We start from the raw sequence: 24821 nt of genomic DNA on the forward strand, positions 1-24821 counted from the left end.
ATCTTAGACGCACGCCGTCATAAAAAGTTGCACCTTTTTTAAAAAAATTTCAAAATTGTTACCCGAGTGCCGTAATGATGGGATATTTACCTGCTTGTACAGGAGATATGTGGAAATTTAGGGGCTTTGCGAACTGGAAATGGATCTTCCGAAAAAGAAAAAAGAACGCCGTTTGGCGTTCTTTATGATCAATGAATGGATGTAATAGTTACAAAACGTTAACGAATTTTCATGGCCAGTTCGATGATCTGAGCCCGCATCTCCGGACTGGAGTTCAGGTTCTCATACATCTGTTCGATCGGCTGTTTGTTCTCGCGGTATGTTTTTTCGTGCTTAATCGTGGAGTGGGACCACTCGATCAGTGCGTTTTCGGACTGCAGCAGTTCGTTATAGGCATCATGAAAGCCCGTTTCCATTACAAGGCCTTCCATGACTTCTTGAGTAATTTCTCTCGTTTTGCGAGTCATCTCAATCTTTTTTTCCAATGTGCTGGCCTTATTCTCAAATTTGGTTTTTGCTTTCATATAGTCCAACTGAGCTTTGGAATAGATCGGTTTCATAAGATAGCCTTCACCCTTTAAATTATAAATTGTATTCTACGTCATTGTATCCTAATCCTCGACAAATTACAAAGAATTGTAATTGGAAATAGAACGGGAGCCGGAATTGCCGGCTCCCGCTGTTTGTTTTTTCATGCTTACATCTTAGGCAGCTTCTTCAGGTCTGCCATGACTTTGCCCATAATGATGGCGGCATCTCCGCGCAGCATATTGGCGGTAGGATTAAACATGTTACCCCGTTTCGGATCGGCCGGATCGACAGGCGAACCTTGGATGAAGCCTTTTTTGGCGATGGCCAGAACCGAAGGCTGCGCGTAGTAATCGATGCTTGCATAGTCTTTAAAATATTTTTGGAGATCCTTCGTGATTTTCGCCCGGTCGGTCTCAAGCTTCAGGTTGAGCGCCTTGGCGATCATGACCGAAGCGTCCTGGCGGGTAATGGCGCTTTCCGCGTCGAAGAACTGCGGCTGCGCCCCTCTCGTGATCCCTTCGCGCGCCGCGGTCTCGATATATCTGAAATCCCATAGACCGTCGACGTTAATGCTCGTAAGCGAGCTTGGAATATCGGAGAAATGCTTAGGTCCCTGGTAATTCAAAGGAATCTCCAGCGCTCTGACGATCGCGCGCACGAATTCAGCCCGGGAAATATACAAATCCGTTCCAAAACGTTCCGACGGATCGAAGGCGTTCATGACGCCTTTGGCATAGATGGTTTCGATATAATCCCGGCCGTACGGATGCTGCACGACATCGTTGTAGGAATAACCTAATTTGGCAACGACGTAGTAGCCAAAACGGTCAAACGGCACTTTAACCGTATGTTTTTTCGGATCCACGACGCCGCCGATGTTTTCCCATTTCTGCAGCTCCGGATCAAAACGGAATACCGTTACGAGCCGTCCCGCGTCCTGCGTAATATTCGCGTCATAGGTGAGCGTCAGCGTCCCGCGTTTGGACGGAACCAGCTCGTTCATGCTTTCTCTATTATAGAAGCTTCGCACTTCGGACCCCGGAAGCTGGTATGGGTCGGAACCATGCGTAATCGGGTCATATACCTTGTCCGTGTTGATATCGTCGGCCGTTCCCGGATCAATCCAGAATACAGGGCTCGATTTGACAAACCGCTGCTGGAAGTTGCCGATAAAGAGCTGTTTGCCCAGCGCGATTTCATTATCGAAATTGGCAACCGGCACTTCGAATTCGCGGCGGTCTACGACGCCGTCCTCGCTGTTCGCGATGGCGAACAAAATATCATGCCCGGAGAACACTTGGTTTTTGAACTGGTCAGCCACGTTGTAATCTCTCCGGATCAGGCTTGCACCTTTCGGAAAGGTTAACGTCAAATTGCCGTCAAAAGCTTTGTGCGAGCTTTTCATCGTTTCCAAATATTGCGCGCCCGGAATGCTTGTCGGCACGTATTTGACGGTAATGTAGTCTTTCAGTTGATCGTTTCCGACAAATACCGTAATGTCGATTTTGTTGTCCTTGTTCGGCTTGAGATCTTTAACGATCGCCCGATAAGCGTTCGGGTAATCGATGCCGTTGGACGGATCGTAATCCGCGTCAAAAGCGGACTTCTTCGCTTCCTGCTTTCCGATCATCACTTTCGATGCGTTGTCGGACGAAACGATGACCTCGACGAAGTTCTGGTTCACCAGTCTTCTGCCTTCAAGCGGACGAATGATCTGGAACGGTGCCGTTTTATAAGTGACTTCGAGTCGGAACGTTGCCGTCGGACCGCCTTCCCCGCTGTTATACACCGTGATGTTGTATACGATCGGGCTGCCGTTCAGCGGCAAGGATTGATTCAAAAGCTTAAAGCTGAACGTTTGGGTGTCGTAATCATAATAAACGTTCAGGTTTGGATTCGTATTGCCGTTCGAGCTGTTAAATACGTCGCCCGGGCTTTTTAATGCATAAAATCTTTGATCCATGGACCAAGTATATTCTTGGGTTTTGCCATCGGTCGTTGGAGTCGAGATTTTAAGCATATATTTCGAGTTGCTTGCTGAATTGGTGCGAAGCTTGCTGTCCACCGCGCTTTTGGTTTGGCCCAAATCGATGAAATCGAACGTTCCGTATACGTTCATCTTTTTCTCGGTCGTCGTATAGACGGAACCCGTCTTTTCGAACTTCTTGTCGTTGTTGTCAGGAACCGGGTCGGTATTGTCAATGCTGTAAGGGAATACCCCTACGGAATCCGGTACCGGAATCACAGGTACGTTCAAAGGCACGTAGCTGATATTAATCGATTTTTCATACGAGTTCTTTGGCGACTTAAACACGAATTTAATGATGTTGTTGCCTGGGAACAACGCTTGGTAAGCTTTATTCTCGTCGCCTGAAGCGATTCTGAACTTGGACACCTCAGACGAGGTCGGATCCTTCTCAAGGCTCACAAGCGTATTATTGATGTACAAAAAGATCGTTTGATCGGTGCCGCTGTATTTGATTTCGCTGTCGTTGGCGACGTTCATCAGCTGCCCTTTGAAATAATCCACGTCTTTCATGACGTTGTCCTTCAGATTCGGATTATTCGTATCCATCTCGATTTTCATGTCGTCATACAGCGATGTGAACTGCACATAAGGGCCGTAAAGCAGCGTAACCGGAACGGTCAGCTCAGACCCGGCCACATTGTTGGCCTGGAAGGTAATCTTCTGATACCCTGCCGCGGGAAGCTTGTCTACCCGGATGATGATGCGCTGCAGTTCGACCTGATTGCCGTTAATGTTTCTAACGACTCTTTCGGAGGCCAGGACAACCGGCTGGCTGAATGGCGTAAGGTCGTTGCCTTTGGCATCCGTGATGCCGGTGATCGTGATGTTATTGACGCTTGCCCCGTTCGCGACCAAAACCTCCATGGCGATCGGCAGGGAGAAAATGTTGGCGCCGTTCATCGAAGTCCCCGAAAGGTTCAAGATCTGCGACGGGCTCATGCCGCTGCTGTAACCGGACAAATAATTGACTTCCTGGATAAAAGGCTTGTTTTTGTCTCTTAAGGTTAAACCGACCGTCGAACTAATGCCTGCACCGGTCGTGCCGTCTGCAGCTGTCAGCGTCACGTTGATCAGGCTGTCGAACTGCGCCGAAACCGGAGCCACGCCGGAGAACTCGATCATCATGTAATCGTTGGCGCTCTCGAGCACGGTCACGGGCGCGGTTCCGCTGCCGGATGCCCCGTTGGCAAACGCGTACCCCAAATAGGTCGAAAGAGCTGCCGCATCCGGCAATTGACCGTTTTTGATCGGGATAATTGCTTTACCTTTGACGGTAATATTCGTGCTGCTTACATTGAAGTTAGGGAAAGACGACAGATCTGCCGATACGTCGGTACCGTCCGTCGCTCTTACGTCAAAAAAGGTGACCTTGCCGTTATAAAACGTAACTTCGCGGCTAGTTTCAAGCGTCTGGTTTTGATTCAAAACTTTGATTTTGACGATGTTGCTTCCGCTGTTGACATTGATCGGCGAAGCAAAAAACTTGTAGTTGTTGTAGCTCGACACCGTATAAGTCCAACTGCGTCCGTTAACCTCGACCGTCACTTTATCCGCGCTCGGCGCATAACCGGAGATGCTGATATCCGTTTTGGTTTTGCCGTACGCAGGACTTCCCGGGGAAGCCGTCAATACGGCCGGACTGTCTTCCTTCAATTCAATGGCCTGGCTGCCGTCCACCAGGTTCGCTTTCAAATCGTAAATCGTCGGCCCGTTGCGGTACTCGACATAGATCGAATCTTCGACTTGCGTCGTGCCTTGCAGGCCTTTAAACGTAATCCGGTTCAATCCGGAAAAAAGCTTGATGTTGGACACCGTGATTTTGCCGTTGTTGACGATGATGTTGCCGGTTTGTCCTTCATTCGAATTGACGATGGAAATCGTGCCATCCGCTTTTTTCGTCAATTGAAATACGCTGTAAGAAATTTGCTTATCATTGACCCCGTTCAGCGTACCCGTCAAACTAACGCGGTCTTCATTGACAAGACGCGCCGAATTGACGTCATACTGCTCGTTCGGAAAAATAAAAAAAGTGCCGGCTTGCGCTGCGCTTACCGTATTGGCAAAAGAAGCCGGCAGCAAACTGATGACAAGGACAACTGCCAAAAATACGGATAGGATCCTCTTCAAAATCATTTTCCCTCCTGTTTTATGCATTTATCTCTTTTATCGGCACCAGCCAATCGATAATTTAGTAAAACCTAACAATAAAAAAACCCTTGCCTGAAAAACACCGCCAAAATAGAAATCAAAAAACGCCGCACCCAAGGTGCGACGTTCTGCATATGAATATATGATGGCATGACGCATAAACAATCCACGTTTACTTCGAACCGCGCTCCGCGCTTGCTTTCATTCGGAGCCTTGCAACCAAATCCAGAATCGGCCGTTTCGTCTTCCCGACAAGTCCGATAACTTCGGCGCCGATTTGCATGAAGAACATCATCACGCAGATGACGACGAAGGTGACCCAATTCGCTTCATACATCGCGGCGGAAGACTGAATGACAGCCAGGACGCCGAAAAAGGCGGCGATGCCGTATACGATGAGGACAGACTGGCGGTGGCTGAAGCCAATTTCCCGCAAGCAGTGATGCAGGTGACCCTTGTCCGGGGCGAAAATCGGTTTCTTCTGGATCCAGCGGCGCACGATGGCGAAAAACGTATCCGACAGCGGCACGCCGATAATGATCAGCGGTGTGATAAACGAAACGATCGCGATCTGCTTAAATCCGAGCATGGACAACATCGCCAGGCAGAAGCCGAGGAACAGCGAACCCGTATCGCCCATGAAAATTTGTGCCGGATGGAAGTTGAAGAACAGGAATCCGATGATCGCGCCAAGCAGCAGCAGGCAGAGCAGCGCAACGGTCAGGTTGCCCATGAGCAGGGACATGACCAGAATCGTTCCGATCGCGATGCCCGATACTCCGGCGGCCAACCCGTCCAGACCGTCGATCAGGTTGATGGCGTTCGTGACGCCGACGATCCAGAAAATCGTGAGCGGGATGGCGATCCAGCTTTCGAGCGACGAGTAGGAATCGTTAAAAGGTATATTCACAAAATCGACCGTGATGCCAAAGCCGAAAACGACGATGCACGCGGCAATGATTTGTCCAAGCAGTTTCACTTTGGCCGACAGCTCAAACCGGTCGTCCAAGGCGCCGGTCAGGACGATCAGCGATCCCCCAAGCAAGAAGGCCTTAATAAAATTCGCATCCCGAGCGGAAAACTGATCTGCGACAAATGGAAGGACGGCAAACATGGACAGCATAAATGCCAAAAATATCGCCAATCCGCCAAGCCGGGGCATGATTTTCGTGTGCACTTTTCGGGCGTTCGGAACATCGACGGCGCCGATCTTTATCGCAAGTTTTTTCACCAGCGGCGTTAACAGCAGTGCCAAAGCCAATGACACGATACATCCGATGATGGCTATCATTAACATGTGTACGTTCAACCCCCATTTTCTTTACCGGATTGAATTATACTCTCATCAAAAAAATAAAACCAATCCTGTTTTTCAGCAAAAAATCGGGTTTTTGCAGTTCATAAGCGTCTTTTATCTGGGTTTCGTCACGTTTTCTTTATCCCGCATCACTTTAAGGGCGAATTTCGGCAGCGCAAGCATTCTTGCGGCCCGCGTCGGCTCTCTCAGCAGCCGGTAGAACCATTCGAGACGCAGTTTTTGGAACAGCTTCGGCGCGCGTTTGGACTTGCCCGAGATGACGTCGAAGCTTCCGCCGACGCCCATCATAAGCGGAACGCCAAGCTGTTCCTTATAACGGGCAATCCATGGTTCCTGCGTATCCGCCCCCCGCGCGACGAACAAAATATCCGGCGCAGCCTTGCGAATCTCCGCGATGACCTCCGCATCCTGTTCCGCCTTGAAATAACCGTCGCGGTAGCCCGCGATTTCGACGCCCGGATATTGCAGATGTAACCGCTCCGCGGCGGCCTGAATCACTTCCGGCGTCGAGCCGAGCAAGTATACCTTCCAATGGTAGTCTTCTCCGACTCTCATCAGTTCATGTAAAAGGTCAAACCCGGCCACGCGTTCCTGGACAGGCATTCCCGTTTTGGCGGCCGCCCACACGACGCCGGTACCGTCCGGCACGAGCAGTTCGGCGTTTTTCATCACCTGCATGTAATCCGGCTCTTCCAGAGCTTTCATCACCATGATCGGGTTGGCCGTAATTACCTGTATAGGCTTGCGCTCTTCCGACTGCAACTTATGGGTTAAATACTTAACGGTGTCCTCCATCCCCCATCTGCATATCTGCAAACCGTAGATGGGAACCGTAGGCATCTGTTCGAATTGGTTCACGGTCAAATCCCCTTATCCTTTACTGCTCAAAAACTCAATGATGTGCCGCGCAGGCTCCTGCGCCTCCCGCTTCAGCTTGTCGATGCGGGGTTTGGCCTCTTCCTTCCACCGCTCCGCGCCGGCCAACAGCCTGGAGATCTCCGACGCAAGCGCCGCGGGGGAAAGCGAACTGCTCGTTCCGACAGGCTCAACGTCGAGCCTTTTCAGGAAATGGTCGATCTTCGGGTCGTACGAAATGCCGATCAGCGGTACCTGCCGGTTAGCGGCGTAAATCAAACTGTGAAGCCGCATCCCGATGACCAGGTCGCAGCGCCCCACTTCGGCTAGCATATTGCGCGGATGAACCGCCTCCCGGCATACCGACACTTTGCTTCCGGCGGAAACCAAATCCCCCATCTGCTGGATGATGTCCTGCGACGCCTTTTCGTCGTCCGGAAAATGAAACGGCAGAAAGCGCAGGTGGGCGGGCTGCTTTTGGCAAAATGCCCGAAGCCCTTCGGCAATCGCCCGCAGCTCCCGGCGCTCCGCATCCCAATAACGGACGGAAATGCCGATGACGGGCAGCTGCGGATCTTCATCCGAGGCAAGCGCAGCCAAGCCTTCCGTTTCAGGCGTTAGCCCCATCACGGGGTCGGGAACCACTTGAATCCGGTCCCGCTCCAGCCCCATGCTTTGCAGCAGCTCCGCGGATTGCTCGTCGCGAACGGAAATGTATTCGCATTTTTTGAACGTTCCTTTAATCAGCGGATAAAACAGCTTGCGGTTCACGGGGCCGATCCCTTGGGAGTAAATGAACACCGGCTTGTTCAGCCATTGGGCCAGCTTAATAATCCCGAGGTAATACGGAATGGTCTTGGTTCCGGTGGCGTCCTGCAAAAGGCTGCCGCCCCCGCTGATCAAACCGCTGCTGTTCTTCAGAGCGTTTCTCACTTCGCCCAGCTTCATCCGGTGAACCGCCCGTACGCCGTAGGTCGACGACGTCCATGCCGGATCGATCGAAAGCACGACGGGGGTGATTTTGACCCCCGCTTGCTTCCCCTGTTCTTCCAGCGCCGTCAGAATGGACTGCAGCACGGCCTCGTCTCCGCTGTTTTTAAAGCCGTAATACCCCGAAATGACTACTGTTGTTTCAGGCGAGGTGACCATTTTTTCCAACATCCTTCCGCGATTTGCCATACCACGATAGCGATCAGTCCGAGGATAAATCCGATTCCCAGACCCAGGAGGTCGCGGGCAAGCGAAATTTTCATCGGCGAATGAATATGGGCAAAAGTGTCCACCATCGACAATTGGCCGATGACGGCGAAAATCATGATGTAAACGGCATTCCGGTATCTAATCGACAGGAAGATGCCAAGCAGGAAGAGCGGATGCATGGCGATTTCCTTGTTGCGCGGACGCACATGGAACGTATTTTCCAGGAACGTGCGCATCACCATCTCGATCGAGCTGACTTTGCCCGCATTGCCTGTCCGGCTCAAATAATACATGCCGGCGCCGGCGATCACGACGCCCACGACGACCCACAGCAGCGTAATCGGCGTTCTGAACAGCTTGCCGATCTGCCGGAACGGTTTGCCGCCGCGGTACAAAATGACGAACACGGCGATAAGCAGAATCGGAGCGGCATGCAGCAGGCTGACACCGCGGAACTGGTTCAGCACGAGGCTGTACGTAATATTGTTGAGCAGCGCGATCACGAACGGAATCGCCGCCATGGAAATAATGGCCGTTTTGATGTACAACACGATGGCATGCGTCACGCGCCGTCCCGTTGCCAGTTCCGAATCCGCGCCGTTAAGGGCATTGAGTTTGCGTACCGCAAGAATCATCGCCACCGTCGGGCCGCTGATGGCCACGAGCAAAGCAAGCGCTTGTTCAAACAACGTAGGCTTCAGCACATACAGTCCCGCGCTGCCGATCAAACCGAGCACAAAGGCCGGCAAAGTAAGCAGCGGCAGGAAATAAGAAATCATGAGCGCCACAAAAGCGACTCCGCCAAGCACGACGACCATTTTCAAATAATGCTGCAAGGAAGAATCGGTAATATGGAAGGCTTCTGCGCGTCCCATATGGAATCCGTTTTTCTCCATTTGTTCGATGGCGTTGCCAGGCTCTTTCAAACTTTTGATGATGTTGTCGATCGAATCGGTCACCATCGCTTTGGATGCGCTCCGGCTTGGCGCCGTATTGATGTAAAGCATCCGGATATTCCGGTCTTTGGTCGCCAAGGCAAAACGGTCGGCGATCGTGTCTTCGTCCAGGAGCGCGTCTTTTTCGCTCAGAGAATACAGCCGGACGACATTATAATGGATGTTATACGCCAGCGTGGACATGCCCGCCTGCGGTTTTTTCGTGTTTTCGATGGCCGCAATGCCGATGCCGTGCTGGTTCAGCAGGTTGGCGAAGCTTTGCAGGCTGTTTTTGTCTTCGTTATCGTTAAACCCTCTGACCGAGTCTCCCTCAAACAAAATCCGTTTGACGTCATTGGCTTCATAATAAGCAAGCAGCTTCTCCATCGCCTCTTGGTCGTAAGGAAGGCTGTCGGACATGCGCGGCACGATATGGAATCCTTTGCTGCGCAGCATTTCGAACGCGATCGGATCCGGCTGCATCGGTTTGAGCGCGGCGTCCTCCGGCGACGTTTCGATGATCAAACCTTTCTGGTTATGGAACTCCCAAGGTTTCACGTTGATGTCCAGGCTCTTGAACGTGTCTTCGATGACAGGCGTTAACCGGCCTGCATTCTCTTCATTGGTAAACAGAATGTACGTGAAGTTTTCATCGGTCGGCACGACGCTTTGCGTCATTTGCGCAATGTCATGGGCGTTATAGACCATCAGCCGCCGCGATTTTTTGAAATCGTCCAGCGTGCTTTCAAACATGGCCATGCTTGTGATGCCGGCCGCTTTTAATTTATCCAGCTGCTCCTGCAAAAATTGCTCGGGATGGGCATGGTAAGAAGCCACCTCGGCCAAGCCGCGGTAGTTGAATACCAACTCCACATTGCTCGCTGATGATTCCGTTTGGTATCGGTCGTACGCGACCGGCAATGCGGCGACGATGCCCAGTACGACCAGGATCCACAGCCATTTGCGCGATGCCGTGCTAAAGTGCTGCCATTTTTGATGCACCAAAAGTACCTCCTCGTTTATAACACTCCGCAAAGCCGCAGCAGCAGTGGCCGGGGCTTTGCGGACTATCCTTGTCTTGTCGTGTTAGGCGTCCACCCTCGACATCACTTCGGCCGCGAGCTTGTTGATCCGCTCCTCGGCATCCTGCAGCGACGTACCGCGAACGGCAAAATACACCTTAATCTTCGGTTCCGTGCCGGATGGGCGCAGGCAGAACCATGAACCGTCATCGAGCATATATTTCAGCACGTTTTCGCGCGGCAACCCGTCCAGCCCTTTGGAATAGTCCAGCACTTCCTTCACGGAAGCCCCCGCAATGGTCTGCGGCGGATGATTGCGCCAATCCGTCATTTTCGCCTGGATCTGGGCCAACCCGTCCTTGCCCTTCAGCGTGCGGGATTCCAGCTTCTCGCGGAAGTATCCGAACTGTTCGTACAGCTCCTGGAGCACGGTGTAGAGCGTTTTGCCCTGGGCCTTATAGTAAGCGCCCGCTTCGCAGATCAGGAGCGACGCAAGCACCGCATCCTTGTCCCGTGCATAGTTTCCGGCAAGGTATCCATAGCTTTCCTCATAGCCGAACAAATACGTATGCGAGCCGGATTGTTCGAACTCCGTCATTTTTTCGCCGATATATTTGAAGCCGGTCAGCGTATTGAAGACTTGCGCCCCGTAATGCCGGGCGATCGTCGCGCCCATTTCGCTCGTCACGATCGTTTTGATGACCGCGCCGTTATCCGGCAGTTTTCCTTTTTCCTTCAGCTGGCTCAGCAAATAGTGAATCATGATGGCTCCGGATTGGTTTCCGGAAAGGACTTCATATTCGCCCTTGTCATTCAGCACGACGGCTCCCATGCGGTCGCAATCGGGATCGGTGCCGATCAGGATATCGGCCTGCAGCTCTTTCCCGAGTTTCATCGCCAGCGTAAACGCTTCGCGTTCCTCCGGATTCGGCGATTTGACGGTCGAAAATTCCGCATCCGGCTGCTCTTGCTCGGTTACGACATGCACGTTGGTAAAGCCAACCTTTTTGAGCACGTTCCGCACCGGGATGTTGCCCGTGCCGTGCAGCGGCGTAAAAACGATGTTAAAATCCTTGCCCAGCTTCGAGGCAATCAGGTCCCGATTGACGCTTGCCGCCGCGACCGTATCCTCGAATGCTTCGTCTTCGGCTTCCCCGAGCCATACAAGCAGCCCTTTCGCTTCCGCTTCGGAACGATCGAGCCGTTTGACCGCCGCAAAAGAATCGACTTCCTGAATATAAGCGATCACTTTTTCCGCCTGGTCCGGAACCAGCTGGCCGCCTTCGGCATTATACACCTTATAGCCGTTATATTCCGGCGGGTTATGGCTGGCCGTCACCACGATGCCTCCGGTCGCGTTCAAATGGCGTACGCTGAACGAAAGCTGAGGCGTCGGGCGAAGCGACGGAAAGAGTTTGGCGGTGATGCCGTTGCCGGCAAGCACCAGTGCCGCTTCAAGCGCGAATTCCGGAGAAAAATGGCGGGAATCATGGGCGATCACGACCGATGGCGTGCCTTCCGCCTGGCCGTGCTGCTCAAGAATGTAGCGCGCAAAACCTTGCGTGGCCCTGCCCACGGTATAACGGTTCATCCGGTTGCTTCCCGCGCCGATCACGCCGCGGAGGCCGCCGGTTCCGAATTCGAGATCCTTATAAAAACGGTCTTCCAGCTCCTGCGGCTGCTCGCGCAGCTGTTGCAGCTCCTGTTTGGTCTCTTCGTCGACCGAAGGATCGGATAACCAGCGCCGTACGTTTTCTTCTGCCGTTAAGCTGAGTTGCGTCATATCGTTTCCCCTTTCACCGTCTTTTTAATATTGGTTTCGTCTAACCTTTGGTTGGATCGGACAAAGCAAACATGATTTCGCCTTCGGCAACCACCTTGTCGTCAACCTTCGCGACCGCATGGCCTTTGCCGATGCTCCCTTTCAATCGGGTGATTTCCACTTCCAAACGGAGCGTATCGCCCGGAACGACTTGTCCTCTGAAACGGAATCCGTCAAGGCCGGCCAAAAAACCGATTTTGCCCTTATTGCTTTCTTCCTGCAAAATCGCCGCAGCCCCTACTTGGGCGAGCGCTTCGGTAATAAGAACGCCCGGCATCACCGGATATTCCGGAAAATGGCCAATAAAAAACGGCTCGTTGATCGTCACGTTTTTAATGCCGACCGCACGTTTGCCGACCTCCATTTCCACGATCCGATCCACCAGCAAAAACGGGGGACGGTGAGGGATAATCTCCTGGATTTCTTTAACGTTAAGCACGGGTATCAATTCTCCTTCCAAAAGTGGGTTGAGCCGATGGGCGCCGCTACCGCCTGCGCCTAAACGGCGTTTCTAACCTCTATCATTGCATAAAAACATAAATATACGGAAAAAACTATACGTATCCTTCACCAACTGCAGAAGTGAAGGTTCAGATAAGGGGCTTTCTCCATCAAGCCGCAGTCGATTGGCGCGGCCCGGAGAGGGCCCTTTTGGGTGTTCTCAAGTCCCCCATCATTATACATTTTCCGAGCAAAAAAAGAAAACTCCCACGGACGAACGAAGGAGTTTTCTGTCACTCTGTTGCAATGTTTCGCCCTTTAAGGAGCAAAAACCAAATCGATGACATGCTGCCATGTCTCCCACTTAAACACGTCGGACAAGCTTTGCTTGCCGATGACGACGTATCCGACAATCAACCCGCCGACCAGCGCAAGCAGCAGAAACAGCGGAATCATCCAGCGTATGACAATTCTCCAGCGTGCCGTTTTTTTCCTGGCAGGCTTCGTCCCGTCATCCGGTTTCCCGTCCTGCTTGCCTTCGGCATCGTTTGTATGCCGCACCCTAGCCAAACGATCGGTTGGCTTATTCGTATCGCTCATAGCCGCTTCCACCTAACCCCGCATATTATTGGCCAGGCTCATCATCGTATCGCTGGAAGCAATGGCCCGGGCCGCCAACTGATACGCGCGCTGCATTTGCATCATATCGGTAATTTGGCCCATGTAATCCACGTTGGATTGTTCGAGATATCCGGAACGGATTGAAGTATCCTTCGGCAGGCCTCCTGCTGCCGGTACTTCAAACACCTGATTCTCGGTTAATCTCGCCGGAACGACAAACAGGTTGCCGTCCATTTGCTGAAGCTCATCTTCGCGCAGCGGCTTCAGCACTTTAAGCGTGCCTGCCGTCGTGATGGCGCCGCCCCGATCGACGAGAACTTTGCCTTGAGGGTCAATGGCCACTTTCGCCTTATCGGACACCCGGATATGCTGGTTTTTCTCGTTTAACACGAAATAGCCTTGGTTATTGACCAGCACCATCGACCCCGGAACGCCCGGATCCGGAACGAAATGGAAAGCGCCTTCCCGCGTGTACGCCCGTCTGCCGCCTGCTTCGACCGCAAACATGCCTTCCCCTTCGATCGCCAGGTCCATCGGCTGGTTCGTCTGCTCCAGCGGTCCTTGCGACAGATCACGGAAAACGTCGCCCGTACGGACGCCGAAGCCGGTCGTATATCCCAGCGGCGAAAATCTTCCCTGCTGCTTGAAGTCCTTCGGCTGCTGCATCACGGAAGTCAGCGTATCCTCGAACGTGGTATCCTTTTGTTTGTATCCCACCGTATCCAGGTTCGCGATATTGTCGGCAATGACATCCAGTTTGCGTTGAATCCCGTTCATCGACACCATCGCGCTGATCATGGAGTTGTTCATGTTAGACCTCCCTTAACCCTCATATCCGCTTTATACCCTGCCAACCTCGTTGACGGCTTTTTCCAAGCTTTTATCGTAAAACTGAATCACTTTCTGATTGGCCTCGTACGCGCGCAGCGCCGTATTCATATCGACCATGACCTCGGACGCGTTGACGTTCGAGCTTTCGATATAGTGCTGGCGTACCTCCACGCGGTCGGTTCCGCCGACGGGACGGACGCCGGCCTCTTGCGGATCGTCGATCCGGAATACGCCGTTTCCTTCGCGGACCATCTGATAAGGTTGTCCCACGACCGCCACGCCCAGCCGCGCCCCACGCGCTCCGGTGGCCGGATTCAGGACGTATCCCTGCTCGTCCACTTTAAAACGGTCTGCGGGGCCTGTCAATACGATCGGCCGATTATTGCTATCCAATACCTGGTATCCTTCCTGGGTCAGCAGGCTGCCGTCAAGGGCGACTTTAAAGCTGCCGTCCTTCGTATACCGCAGTTCTCCGTTTTGATCCTGCACCGTAAAGAAAGCTTCAGGCTTGTAAAAGACTTCGCCGTCCGCGTTCACGTATTTGCCGGAGCCGTCAAACCGGATCGGTTGCCCGGTGGCCGGATCGGTCATCTCCATATCGGACACGAGCGCAAAATCGGTCGGTTTGCTGCTTTCCCGAATGACGCCCTGCTGATATAGCGACAACGCCTCTTCCGCAAAAACCCCCGTGTTCAGCTTGCCGATCCTGGTTGCCGGGACATCGCTTGCACCGCCGACCATCGACAGCAGCATTTCCGGAAACGAACGCGCTACGCTGTTTACCTGTTTGTAGCCCGGGGTATTGATGTTCGCTAAATTTTGAACCGCCGTATCATGCCGGCTTTCCTGGGTCAGCATGCCGGCGGCTGCCGTGTACAATCCTCTAATCATTGAGCGGGAGCCCCCTTTTCCTGGTGGTGCATATCCGTAAACGGGCCTGACGGCCCGCGATCCTATACTTTTTTATCGGACGCTCAGACCGTTTTCTTAACCACCTTGTCCAAATTGTCCAGCATGATGCCCGTCCCTTTGACGACGCAATGCATCGGGTCTTCGGCAATCAATACCGGAACGCGGAGTTCTTCGGAGAGAAGCTCGTCCAGTCCGTTCAGCAGCGCTCCCCCGCCTGTCAATATGACGCCGCGGTCGATAATGTCCGCCGACAATTCGGGCGGTGTCCGTTCCAAAACCGACTTGGCTGCAGCGACGATGGAGGAAACGGGCTCCCACAGCGCCTCCTGAACCTCGTCCGACGAAATGGTGACCGTGAGCGGAAGTCCCGAAACCATGTCGCGCCCTCGAATATCCATTTCATCCTTGCGTCCCCCCGGACGCACCGTGCCGATCTTGATTTTGATATCCTCGGAAGTACGTTCGCCGATCAACAGTTTATATTTGTTTTTGATATATTTTACGATGGACTCGTCAAACTTGTCCCCCGCCATTTTAATAGAAGATGCCGTTACGATGTCGCCCATGGAAAGCACGGCCACATCCGTCGTGCCGCCGCCGATGTCGACGACCATATTGCCGCTCGGTTCGAAGATGTCCATGCCGGCTCCGATCGCCGCGGCCTTCGGTTCCTCTTCCAAAAAGACGTCCCTGGCCCCGCTGCGCTCGGCCGCCTCGCGGATGGCCTTCTGTTCGACCGACGTGATGTTGGTCGGCGCGCAAATCAGGATGCGGGGGCGGCTGCTCCAGCCGCGTGCACCCACACGTCCGATAAAATATTTCAGCATCGCCTCGGTGATGGCAAAATCCGCAATGACCCCGTCGCGAAGCGGACGGATGGCCACGATGTTGCCCGGCGTGCGTCCCACCATCCGGCGGGCGTCCTCGCCGACGGCAAGCACCTTTTTCGTATCGCTTTCAATCGTCACTACGGAAGGTTCGTCAAGGATAACCCCCTTCCCTTTGACATGGATCAGAACGTTAGCCGTACCTAAATCAATTCCAATATCCTTGCTAAACATCATGAAAAGAGCCCCCAAAGTCATATTTTATGGTAAAAGAGTCCCTGAGCCTTAAGAAGTCCCTTTTCGACAAGATGCGGCAGGAATTATGTATATAGGGAAGCAGGGATCACATTTTTCGACCTCATACCATCTTTTAACATATCATACTTCAGGGGACGGATTCAATGGTTTAAGGCGCTATTTGACCAGCCAATCGTTACGATTTGGCCGACGCCACGGCTTCGCGTTTTTTCGTCTTTTTGTATTTGATTTTTGTCGCTTCCCCTCCCCGTAGATGACGGATCGACTTATGGTATTCGAGTATGTGTTTGACCTGGTCAGCCAGATCAGGATTGATTTCCGGCAGCCGCTCGGTCAAGTCCTTATGCACAGTGCTTTTTGATACGCCAAATTCCTTGGCTATAGTCCGGACCGTGTGCTTCGTTTCCACGATACAACGTCCAATCTTAATAGTCCGTTCCTTGATGTAATCGTGCACGTTCCCGCCTCCCTACTGTGGATAGTTTGGTACATTATATGAGGGGCGTGCCTATATATTCGCGCTTTGGAGGGCTGACAAGCTCCTTTAGGCCTATTTATTTTTCGCTGCATGCAAAAAACCTAAGGAAAACGGGACCTTGGCTTCGGAGCCGACCGAGCGCTTTGACGGGCTCCGGAAAAGGATGCATCGTCCCGGTTCCCAATAAAGACTGAGCCGTATGAAGGACCGGCATGAAACGCGAAGCAAAGGAACGGACGAAAAAAAAGACAGGGGATTTCCCTGCCTTTCCTCGTGCTTTAATTATTTTTTGGGAAGAAGCTCTTCCGGATTGACCGGCGCTCCTTTTTCATGCACTTCGAAGTGCAGGTGGTTGCCCAGGTCTTTTTCGAGTTCGCTGCGGCCGGCCGTACCGATCGTATCGCCCTGCTTCACCGTGTCGCCTTCTTTGACTTTGGCGTCGGAAAGGGATTGATACACCGTTTTGACGTCGTTGTCATGCGTAATTTCGATGACCGTGCCGGTGAGCGGCGGATTCAGCTCCACGCGGGTGACTTTGCCCCCGAGCGCTGCTTTGACTTCAAAAGCTTTGTCGTCCTCGCGTCCGAGATCGACGCCGACGTTCGGCATAAACGTGTCATTGTACTGCACCATGGCTGCCTGATTGTTTTCCGGCGTGCCATCTTCTTCAAAAAACGGCTTCACGACTTTGATTTCCTTGGCATCGGCCACCGGCCATGCCATGTCTTCGACGGTTGCGGTCACTTCAACGGCTTTGTCTTGTTTGGCGTCCTTGCCGGTTTCGCCGGCAGCAGGCGCGTTTGCGGTTTCCGACACTTTAGCAGGGTCTTGCGGAAGGTTCTTCATGCTGGCATCCTGGTAGACCCAAACTAAGGTTAGTATAATTGCTGCTGCGGCCACGTAAGCTGCCGGGTATACCCACCGTTTGGACAACAGCTTTTTCCATGCAGACGGCTGGTTTACCAGCTCTCCCTGTGATTTTTTAGGAGTTTCTCCATGGTTTTGACTACTTTTGTTTTGTTCATTCATATGGTTATCACCTCAGTAATCATTGTTACCGGGGTCAAACCTTTTATACGTATCTCTTATATTATTTTTGAAAAAAATCTATCGGCCCATTTTCGGAGTCTCATTTTACAAAATCGGAAGCTTTCGAAAATTGGACGCCGGTATAATAATGTTTCAGGATTTGCGTGGCGGTGTATCCTTCCTTCGCCATGCCTTCCGCCCCCCACTGGCTCATGCCTACGCCATGGCCGTACCCGTACGTCGTAATCAACACGTCGCTGCCGGAAGTCTTCCAACTGAACTCGCTGGAGCGCAGCCCTAGTTTTTCTCTCACTTCGCGGCCGGTGAACGTTTCGCCCCCGATCGAAATCTCTTTGATCCGATGGCCTTCGGTCGTTGATAGGATGTGGATAAAAGGCCGGTGTTCTCCCGTCGCCGAAGCCGGAACCGCCTTGTCCGCCAATCCGAGCTTGGTCAAAAAATCCTTGATGCTCATTTGAACGGTCTCTTTGTAACCCGGCGCCTGCTCGTCCCATGGACTGGCGACGCTGCGCAGGTACGGGATGCTCTGGCTCCAGTAGTCTTCGGAATTTTCGGTGTACCCGTTGCCGGTAGAGAAAAACGAAGCGGTGATCGGTTTGCCGTTATAGGTCATGATCGTGTTGCGGCTTTCTTCCACCGCCCGTTTCAGCTTCGCCAGCTCCTCGGGTTTTTCCTTCCATTTGGCCGCCAGCTCGGCCTGGGAAATGTAAGCCTGGTGGGCTACCGTATCGGTCACGTCCGCCTGCAAACCGGGAACGCCGCTTTTATCCCCGTCCGCGAGCCTGCGGACAATAAAGGTGCGGGCCGCGACCGCTTGCGCCTTAAGCGCTTCAAGGTCGAATTCGGCGGGCATTTCCGCCGCGACGACGCCAACGACGTAATCTTCGAGCGACAGCTTCTCCACCTGGCCCGTCTTCGTTAAATAGACGGACACCTGCGGCTGTGCCGTCTGCTGCGGCACAACCGGGGCGGCCGGCGCGGGGATCGGCGCCGGCGCGGGATCCGGCTTTTGGTGCGTCGCCACCACAAGCGCCGGGATGAGCAGCGCCAGCGTCAGCAGCCCGCCCGCCCACATGGCGGCGGGGCGGAGCCTGCGGGCGCTGCCCGGTCCCTGCGGCCGCCCAGGCTTTGCCGCGGCCGCGCGCGGGAGGCGGCGGGGCCCATGGCCGCCGCCCGGGCTCCTGCCGGGCGCCTGCGGGCGCGCCCGGCCCTTGCCGGAGCGCTTCGCGCGGCTCCGGCATCTCCGGCGCAGCGGCCTGCGGCGGCTGCGCCTCGGGAGCCGGCAGCACCCGCAGGTGCTGCCGGGAGCTGGCGGCCGGGCTGCGCTCCCGGCAGCCCTCCTGATGTATCGCATGATCGGGCTCCGCAGCTTGGCGGCGCTGCCCGACGGAAACTCTGATTTGCGTGCGAGGATCGTTCATATTCTTTCAACCTCCATTGGTTCAGATCAACCGCTATTGGTAGAATGTCATCGGCATTCGGCTTGCGTAAGGGATTGTGGTCGGATTCCTCCAGCTATTTCGCCTCTCAACAATCCCGATACGTATAGTTATGACCCCAATTTGGATGATAGAACTCCTTTTTAAGAGAAAAGAAGATTCATATGCCCCGAACATAACGGCACGTTCATGCAGAAAACCGCAGCTTCACCCGATCGTCGCACGCATCGCATACATGGTTTCTTCCGCTTGCAGCTTCTCTTCTATATTGAAGAAACGGGAGACGAGAATTCTGCAAAACGATCGAAACGCAAAAAAGGCCGAACCCTCACGGGCCCGGCCTTCTTCCCAAAAACACGTACTTTATGTTTTGTTCCAGTCCAAGTTCTTGCTCGATTCCAGTACAATGTTATTTTTTACTTCATTAATAAGAAATAAAAACAGTTATACCCAAGTCGGCTGGACTTTGAACAGAGGAACCTCTTCTTCCAGCTCCACTTTTTTCTTGGCCGGTTCAAGCACCGGCTCGTCGACGGAAACGCGCCAAATATCGGCGCCAAGCGCAGACAGCTTCTCCGCCAGATCCACGTATCCGCGGTCAATGTGATGCGTTCCGCTTACTTCGGTCGTCCCCTCGGAAACGAGGCCCGCCAAGATAAGCGCGGCACCGGCACGCAAATCCGTTGCGCATACTTTGGCGCCTTTCAGGTTGGCTCCGCCCGTTACGATGGCCGAGCGGCCTTCAACCTTGATTTCCGCATTCATGAGCTGGAATTCGTCCACATGCATGAACCGGTTCTCGAACACCGTCTCGGTGACGACGCTCGTTCCTTCCGATTTAAGCAGCAGCGCCATCATTTGCGCCTGCATGTCGGTAGGGAAGCCTGGATAAGGCAGGGTTTTGATGTCGACTGCTTTCAGCGGATGGTTCGCCGTTACGCGGATTCCGTTTTCGTCGGTTTCGATCGTGACGCCCATCTCCTCCATTTTGGAGATGACCGGACCAAGATGGTCCGCAATCGCGCCTTCCACGTACACGTCGCCGCCGGTGATCGCCGCAGCGACCATAAACGTGCCGGCTTCGATCCGGTCCGGAATGACCGTATGTTCCGTGCCGTGCAGCTTCTCGACGCCTTCGATCCGGATCACGCCCGTACCCGCGCCGCGAACTTTGGCGCCCATGCCGTTCAGGTAGTTTGCCAAATCGACAATTTCCGGCTCTTTTGCCGCATTTTCGATGATGGTTACCCCTTCCGCCAGGGTAGCTGCCATCATAATATTTTCAGTAGCGCCTACGCTTGCCACATCCAAATAGATTTTAGCCCCGCGCAGTCTGCTGTTGATTTTCGCTTCAATATAACCTTGCCCGAGACTGATCTCGGCGCCCAAAGCTTCAAATCCCTTCAAGTGCTGGTCGATCGGTCTCGTTCCAATGGCGCAGCCGCCCGGCAAGGAAATCCGCGTATGCCCCATTCTAGCAAGCAAGGGACCCATAACCAGGAAAGACGCACGCATTTTTCGCACCCATTCGTAAGGCGCTTCGCAAGAGGAAATAGCTTGGGCATCAACCCTCATTACATTGTTGTCGTATGTAATGCCTGCACCTATGGATTCCAACACTTTGCTGATTGTAATTACATCGTCAAGAGGAGGTGCGTCATGAATGACGCTTACTCCTTCTTCCCCAAGAAGAGAGGCAGCGATGATCGGAAGAACTGAATTTTTTGCTCCGCTGACTTTCACGCTTCCGGTCAGTTTATTGCCACCGCGGACGATAAATTTGCTCATCATGATTCCCTCCGCGTCCATTTTTTTCCGCAAATTCTGTATTTATTAGAAAACACATTGTGAATTCCCTAACCTCCATCTTAACACCGACCATTTCAAGGATACAAGCGTTTTTTGACGAATGAGGCCCAGAACACAGCTTGGTTTGTGTCTTAAGACCTACTTTCAATTTGGCCGAATCATTTCATGAATACGGAGGGATACCGATGTGCGCCGAATCTGCAATGTCAGACCCCGGGCAGCCGATACGAAAGGGGGTTAGAACAAGCTATAAATCCCGTTATACTCATTGTTGACATAAAAAAATGTTATTATTCGACAAGTTTTCCGTTCATTCGACTTCCTGTCTTGCAGGATAACCTAATGGGGTTATAACCACATACCGTCAAGTTAAAACATGTATTTGATCATTTGGCTCCAGTTCAAGTAATCCAGCAGGAATTTCGCGACGAAATGTCCCAAAATAATGGCCAGCAGCAAATGCAGCAGTTTGCCTTGGGGACTCTTCGGAAACCGGATGAACAAATCCAGCTTTAAATTTTGCAGAGCCCACCAAGACAGTCCAATGCAGACCAGCGAGACAATCATCGAGATCAAGCCCGTTACGCCCAAACTGCCGACCAGGTTATTTGCAAAATCGGAATCCATGGCTACTCCACCTTTCCTGTAGGATTTGCTTCCGCAAAGGTTCGACTGAACTATTATATAATACTTGGCTTTGGTTCAAGAATCCAGCTTCAAAACCGTAATTTTTCGAAAACTTTCAATCCAAAAAAAGGAATACCCTTTTTAGATCAAAAGAGAACGGCTTTCTTTTGCTTCTCCACATTCGTCATTTCCTCGGAAATATATTTGAAAAAGGATAAAAAATCCTATATATTCGCGCTTTTCGACACAAGAGGCATCGTTTTCTCCTAAATCCAATTCCAATATGAAGTTTGCATTCTATAAATCACCAAAACAAGCAACCTCTTATTTCCGTTTTCATGTCAATCCAAGCTAAAACAGGAACATTCAGGGCGAGGCTCAAATTGGTTTTGGCACCTGAACAGGAAGAATCGGGCATATGATCCGTCTTAGACAGGCCCCATAGGCAAAGGTAAGCCCTGTTACAAACAGGCGTCCTCGATAACTTTCCCGCATATCATACGCTCCGGTCATTTAAAAACCCGCCTCAAAACCTATGAGACGGGCTGAACAGCTTATTTATTTGTTGTTGCTATGAACATTGATCCGGTTGATCGCCTTTTGCAAGGCCAATTCCGCACGGCGATAATCGATTTCGGCCTGCTTGTCGGCATTGGCCAAACGGCGTTCCGCACGTTCCTTAGCGGCTTGCGCACGCTGCAAATCGATTTCTTCGGCTGCTTCGGCACTTTCCGCCAGCACAACCACTTTGTCTTTGCGGACTTCCACAAAGCCGCCGTTCACCGCAATTTGACTGGTTTTATTGCCAGTTTTGATGGTAAGCGGAGCGACCTGAAGTGGGGTTACCATCGGAATGTGTCCCGGCAAGATGCCGAGATCGCCTTCCACACCCCGAACCGTCAGGCTTTCTACCTCTCCGGAATATGCCAAGTGATCCGGCGTCACAATTTCCAATATAAAGGTACTCACTTTCATCCCTCCTGAACAGCTCTCACCGGAAGCTTAACGCCCCCGCGCAGGACTTATTCCAGTGTTTTTGCTTTTTCTACCGCTTCTTCAATCGTTCCTACAAAGAGGAAAGCTGCTTCAGGAAGATCATCGTGTTTACCATCGAGGATTTCTTTGAAACTGCGGACCGTTTCTTTTACAGGCACGTAAGTACCCGGCATGCCGTTAAATGCTTCCGCAACGTGGAACGGTTGAGACAAGAAGCGTTGTACTTTACGGGCACGCGCTACGATCAGCTTGTCTTCTTCGCTCAATTCATCCATACCGAGGATCGCGATAATATCTTGAAGCTCGTTATAGCGGGCAAGAAGCTGCTTAACGCCTTGAGCAACGTTGTAGTGCTCTTCGCCTACGATTTCAGGCGTCAAAATCCGGGAGCTCGAAGCGAGCGGATCCACCGCCGGGTAAATACCCATCTCGGAAATTTTACGCTCCAGGTTGGTCGTTGCGTCCAAGTGGGCGAATGTCGTTGCCGGAGCCGGGTCGGTATAGTCATCCGCAGGAACGTAAATCGCCTGGATGGACGTTACGGAACCTTTTTTCGTGGATGTGATACGCTCTTGCAGCTGACCCATTTCCGTTGCCAGCGTAGGCTGGTAACCTACGGCCGAAGGCATGCGGCCGAGCAAAGCGGATACTTCGGAACCGGCCTGCGTAAAGCGGAAAATGTTGTCGATGAAGAGCAACACGTCCTTGCCTTCTTGGTCACGGAAATATTCGGCCATCGTCAAACCTGTCAACGCAACGCGAAGACGCGCGCCCGGAGGCTCGTTCATTTGTCCGAAAACCATCGCCGTTTTCGAGATAACGCCGGAATCGCTCATTTCATGGTACAAGTCGTTACCTTCACGGGTACGTTCGCCGACGCCCGCGAATACGGAAATACCGCCGTGTTCTTGCGCGATGTTGTGGATCAATTCCTGGATGGCGACGGTTTTACCTACGCCCGCGCCTCCGAAGAGACCGATCTTACCGCCTTTTTGGTAAGGAGCCAACAAGTCGATAACTTTAATCCCCGTTTCAAGCATTTCGGCTTGCGTTGACAATTCATCATATTTTGGAGCTTCACGGTGAATCGGGCTGGTTACTTCCGTAGAAACGTCTCCCGCCTCATCGATCGGCTTTCCGAGTACGTTAAATACGCGGCCAAGCGTCGCGCTTCCTACCGGCACGGTAATTGGAGCGCCAAGGTCGACGGCTTCCATGCCGCGAACCAGACCATCCGTGGAGGACATGGCGATGCAGCGTACCATGTTGTCGCCAAGATGGTTTGAAGCTTCCAGGGTCAGGTCGATTTGGCGTCCGCCAGCGACAGTGCCCTCAATTTTGATCGCATTGTAGATTTCCGGAAGTTGACCTCTTTCGAACTCGATGTCGACAACCGCACCCATAATGCTGACTACGCGTCCTTTGTTCATCTTTTTTGTTCCCTCCTACAAGTCTGCTTCTATGCAAACCTTCATCGTAAGCTGCAGGCAGCTTTACGCCAAAATCCGTTCATGGTTTGTCATTTGGTACAAAAACGTTCTACTTATGCCTGAGCGTTCGCTCCGGCCACGATCTCGGTAATCTCCTGAGTAATGGCAGCCTGACGGGCACGGTTGTACGTAAGCGTCAGTTCGTTGATCAGCTTGGTTGCGTTTTTCGTTGCAGCGCCCATCGCCGTCATTTTCGATCCGAGCTCACTCGCCTTACCGTCGAGCAGCGCGCTGAAGATCAGCGTTTCGGCATATCTTGGCAGAAGCGCCTCGAGCACGGCTTCCGGAGAAGGCTCGTATTCGTAGCTTGCCGTTACGCCGGTCGACTGCGTTTCCATGTTTTCCATCGGCAGGAGCTGATTTACTTCAGGGATTTGAGTCAGTGCGTTCACGAAACGGTTGTAGCAGATAAACAGTTCGTCGATTTTGGACTCTTCGAACTGACGTACCGCTGCATAAGCGATGGATTTGATATCCGAGAAGGAAGGCGTATCGGACAGATCCGTAACCTCCTCGACAACCGGCATTTCGCGGCGGCGGAAGTAGTCACGGCCTTTGCGCCCGATAACGAAAATCACGTATTCGTCCTTGGACTTGTGCTTCTCTTTAATCGTGGACATCACTGCTTTCAAAATGTTCGAGTTATACCCGCCGCAAAGACCGCGATCCGAGGTGATTACCAGATAACCGGTCTTTTTCACAGGGCGTTTTTCGAACATCGGATGCTTGATGCCTTTCGTACCGGAAGCGATGCTGGACACCACTTCTTTCAGCTTATCGGAGTAAGGACGGGCATGCTGCGCCATCTCCTGGGCTCTTCTCAGCTTGGAGGCGGCAACCATTTCCATCGCTTTCGTGATTTGCTTCGTACCTTGAATACTCTTGATCTGACGTTTGATTTCACGCAATCCTCTTGCCATGTTTTCACCACCTTCAAGCTTTGGCGAAGCCAAAGCTAACTTCGTAAGCATAAGCTAAACTTTGGCGGAGCCAAAGTTACTTCGTAAGCATTTGCTTAGCTTTGGCGAAGCCAAAGCTAACTTCGTAAGCATAAGCTAAACTTTGGCGGAGCCAAAGTTACTTCGTAAGCATTTTGCTAGCTATAGCCAAGCCGATCATAACAGCATTTATCCGTTTTTTGGCCCAGGACCGGAGGCTGTATTCCCGCGCCTTCGGAACCTG

Annotated in this window: 20 protein-coding genes; all 20 read right to left on the reverse strand. The window is 52.5% G+C overall.

What is annotated here, in order from left to right; translation table 11 throughout:
* Window positions 1–218: 218 nt before the first annotated feature.
* The 20 genes from NYE48_RS25720 to atpG all read right to left on the reverse strand — a co-directional run bounded on the left by NYE48_RS25720 (window position 219) and on the right by atpG (window position 24559).
* Window positions 219–560, reverse strand: a complete 342-nt coding sequence (locus tag NYE48_RS25720) for a hypothetical protein (RefSeq protein WP_036715061.1) — start codon at window positions 558–560, stop codon at window positions 219–221.
* Between the two features lie 137 nt (window positions 561–697).
* Window positions 698–4687, reverse strand: coding sequence for an S-layer homology domain-containing protein (locus NYE48_RS25725; RefSeq protein WP_341000376.1), 3990 nt, complete (start codon window positions 4685–4687; stop codon window positions 698–700).
* A 193-nt stretch (window positions 4688–4880) separates the two neighbouring features.
* Window positions 4881–6005 carry an MraY family glycosyltransferase gene (locus NYE48_RS25730; RefSeq protein ID WP_212949813.1) on the reverse strand — a complete coding sequence of 375 codons (1125 nt, stop codon included), beginning with the start codon at window positions 6003–6005 and terminating at the stop codon, window positions 4881–4883.
* A 114-nt stretch (window positions 6006–6119) separates the two neighbouring features.
* Window positions 6120–6866, reverse strand: a complete 747-nt coding sequence (locus NYE48_RS25735; RefSeq protein ID WP_373316228.1) for a WecB/TagA/CpsF family glycosyltransferase — start codon at window positions 6864–6866, stop codon at window positions 6120–6122.
* A gap of 30 nt (window positions 6867–6896) precedes the next feature.
* Window positions 6897–8030 (reverse strand): polysaccharide pyruvyl transferase CsaB, encoded by a 1134-nt coding sequence (csaB, locus tag NYE48_RS25740; protein WP_341000377.1) that lies wholly within the window; start codon window positions 8028–8030, stop codon window positions 6897–6899.
* On the reverse strand, window positions 8003–10018 hold the full coding sequence (locus NYE48_RS25745) for a DUF5693 family protein (RefSeq protein ID WP_212949809.1): 2016 nt from the start codon (window positions 10016–10018) through the stop codon (window positions 8003–8005). Before NYE48_RS25745 ends, csaB begins: the two co-directional genes overlap by 28 nt.
* Window positions 10019–10102: 84 nt before the next feature.
* Window positions 10103–11821, reverse strand: a complete 1719-nt coding sequence (locus NYE48_RS25750) for a phospho-sugar mutase (protein ID WP_212949807.1) — start codon at window positions 11819–11821, stop codon at window positions 10103–10105.
* A 40-nt stretch (window positions 11822–11861) separates the two neighbouring features.
* Complete coding sequence (gene fabZ / locus NYE48_RS25755; RefSeq protein WP_036715052.1) at window positions 11862–12299, reverse strand: 3-hydroxyacyl-ACP dehydratase FabZ; 438 nt, start codon at window positions 12297–12299, stop codon at window positions 11862–11864.
* A 320-nt stretch (window positions 12300–12619) separates the two neighbouring features.
* Window positions 12620–12901 (reverse strand): DNA-directed RNA polymerase subunit beta, encoded by a 282-nt coding sequence (locus NYE48_RS25760; protein WP_212949806.1) that lies wholly within the window; start codon window positions 12899–12901, stop codon window positions 12620–12622.
* A gap of 12 nt (window positions 12902–12913) precedes the next feature.
* The gene (locus NYE48_RS25765) at window positions 12914–13732 is read right to left on the reverse strand and encodes a flagellar hook-basal body protein (RefSeq protein ID WP_036715049.1); all 819 of its coding nucleotides are present in this window, start codon (window positions 13730–13732) and stop codon (window positions 12914–12916) included.
* 30 nt (window positions 13733–13762) lie between these two features.
* Entirely contained in the window at window positions 13763–14644 is an 882-nt protein-coding gene (locus NYE48_RS25770; protein ID WP_212949804.1) for a flagellar hook-basal body protein, read from the reverse strand.
* Window positions 14645–14727: 83 nt separating this feature from the next.
* On the reverse strand, window positions 14728–15726 hold the full coding sequence (locus NYE48_RS25775; protein ID WP_036715062.1) for a rod shape-determining protein: 999 nt from the start codon (window positions 15724–15726) through the stop codon (window positions 14728–14730).
* 199 nt (window positions 15727–15925) lie between these two features.
* Complete coding sequence (gene spoIIID / locus NYE48_RS25780) at window positions 15926–16207, reverse strand: sporulation transcriptional regulator SpoIIID (RefSeq protein WP_036715046.1); 282 nt, start codon at window positions 16205–16207, stop codon at window positions 15926–15928.
* Window positions 16208–16510: 303 nt separating this feature from the next.
* Window positions 16511–17257, reverse strand: a complete 747-nt coding sequence (locus NYE48_RS25785) for a M23 family metallopeptidase (RefSeq protein WP_036715044.1) — start codon at window positions 17255–17257, stop codon at window positions 16511–16513.
* A 100-nt stretch (window positions 17258–17357) separates the two neighbouring features.
* Window positions 17358–18632, reverse strand: a complete 1275-nt coding sequence (gene spoIID / locus NYE48_RS25790) for a stage II sporulation protein D (protein WP_445324047.1) — start codon at window positions 18630–18632, stop codon at window positions 17358–17360.
* A gap of 529 nt (window positions 18633–19161) precedes the next feature.
* The gene (gene murA, locus NYE48_RS25795) at window positions 19162–20505 is read right to left on the reverse strand and encodes a UDP-N-acetylglucosamine 1-carboxyvinyltransferase (protein WP_341000732.1); all 1344 of its coding nucleotides are present in this window, start codon (window positions 20503–20505) and stop codon (window positions 19162–19164) included.
* Between the two features lie 390 nt (window positions 20506–20895).
* The gene (locus NYE48_RS25800; protein ID WP_341000378.1) at window positions 20896–21153 is read right to left on the reverse strand and encodes a DUF1146 family protein; all 258 of its coding nucleotides are present in this window, start codon (window positions 21151–21153) and stop codon (window positions 20896–20898) included.
* A 558-nt stretch (window positions 21154–21711) separates the two neighbouring features.
* Window positions 21712–22122 (reverse strand): F0F1 ATP synthase subunit epsilon, encoded by a 411-nt coding sequence (locus NYE48_RS25805; RefSeq protein WP_036706408.1) that lies wholly within the window; start codon window positions 22120–22122, stop codon window positions 21712–21714.
* A 53-nt stretch (window positions 22123–22175) separates the two neighbouring features.
* A complete protein-coding gene (gene atpD, locus NYE48_RS25810) occupies window positions 22176–23579 on the reverse strand; it encodes a F0F1 ATP synthase subunit beta (protein ID WP_212949798.1) in 1404 nt (467 codons plus the stop codon).
* A 113-nt stretch (window positions 23580–23692) separates the two neighbouring features.
* On the reverse strand, window positions 23693–24559 hold the full coding sequence (atpG, locus tag NYE48_RS25815) for an ATP synthase F1 subunit gamma (protein WP_036706404.1): 867 nt from the start codon (window positions 24557–24559) through the stop codon (window positions 23693–23695).
* Window positions 24560–24821 lie beyond the last annotated feature (262 nt).

Origin of the sequence: Paenibacillus sp. FSL M7-1455 (assembly GCF_038004655.1) — a bacterium.
Classification (GTDB): domain Bacteria; phylum Bacillota; class Bacilli; order Paenibacillales; family Paenibacillaceae; genus Paenibacillus_AQ; species Paenibacillus_AQ cookii.

What these genes read in the sequence shown, in the direction of transcription:
- NYE48_RS25720 (WP_036715061.1), bottom strand. Translation starts at nt 560, where the DNA reads ATGAAACCGATCTATTCCAAAGCTCAGTTGGACTATATGAAAGCAAAA.
- NYE48_RS25730 (WP_212949813.1), bottom strand. Translation starts at nt 6,005, where the DNA reads ATGTTAATGATAGCCATCATCGGATGTATCGTGTCATTGGCTTTGGCA.
- NYE48_RS25735 (WP_373316228.1), bottom strand. Translation starts at nt 6,866, where the DNA reads ATGCCTACGGTTCCCATCTACGGTTTGCAGATATGCAGATGGGGGATG.
- csaB (WP_341000377.1), bottom strand. Translation starts at nt 8,030, where the DNA reads ATGGTCACCTCGCCTGAAACAACAGTAGTCATTTCGGGGTATTACGGC.
- NYE48_RS25750 (WP_212949807.1), bottom strand. Translation starts at nt 11,821, where the DNA reads ATGACGCAACTCAGCTTAACGGCAGAAGAAAACGTACGGCGCTGGTTA.
- NYE48_RS25760 (WP_212949806.1), bottom strand. Translation starts at nt 12,901, where the DNA reads ATGAGCGATACGAATAAGCCAACCGATCGTTTGGCTAGGGTGCGGCAT.
- NYE48_RS25765 (WP_036715049.1), bottom strand. Translation starts at nt 13,732, where the DNA reads ATGAACAACTCCATGATCAGCGCGATGGTGTCGATGAACGGGATTCAA.
- NYE48_RS25770 (WP_212949804.1), bottom strand. Translation starts at nt 14,644, where the DNA reads ATGATTAGAGGATTGTACACGGCAGCCGCCGGCATGCTGACCCAGGAA.
- NYE48_RS25775 (WP_036715062.1), bottom strand. Translation starts at nt 15,726, where the DNA reads ATGTTTAGCAAGGATATTGGAATTGATTTAGGTACGGCTAACGTTCTG.
- NYE48_RS25785 (WP_036715044.1), bottom strand. Translation starts at nt 17,257, where the DNA reads ATGAATGAACAAAACAAAAGTAGTCAAAACCATGGAGAAACTCCTAAA.
- spoIID (WP_445324047.1), bottom strand. Translation starts at nt 18,632, where the DNA reads ATGCGATACATCAGGAGGGCTGCCGGGAGCGCAGCCCGGCCGCCAGCT.
- murA (WP_341000732.1), bottom strand. Translation starts at nt 20,505, where the DNA reads ATGAGCAAATTTATCGTCCGCGGTGGCAATAAACTGACCGGAAGCGTG.
- NYE48_RS25800 (WP_341000378.1), bottom strand. Translation starts at nt 21,153, where the DNA reads ATGGATTCCGATTTTGCAAATAACCTGGTCGGCAGTTTGGGCGTAACG.
- atpD (WP_212949798.1), bottom strand. Translation starts at nt 23,579, where the DNA reads ATGAACAAAGGACGCGTAGTCAGCATTATGGGTGCGGTTGTCGACATC.
- atpG (WP_036706404.1), bottom strand. Translation starts at nt 24,559, where the DNA reads ATGGCAAGAGGATTGCGTGAAATCAAACGTCAGATCAAGAGTATTCAA.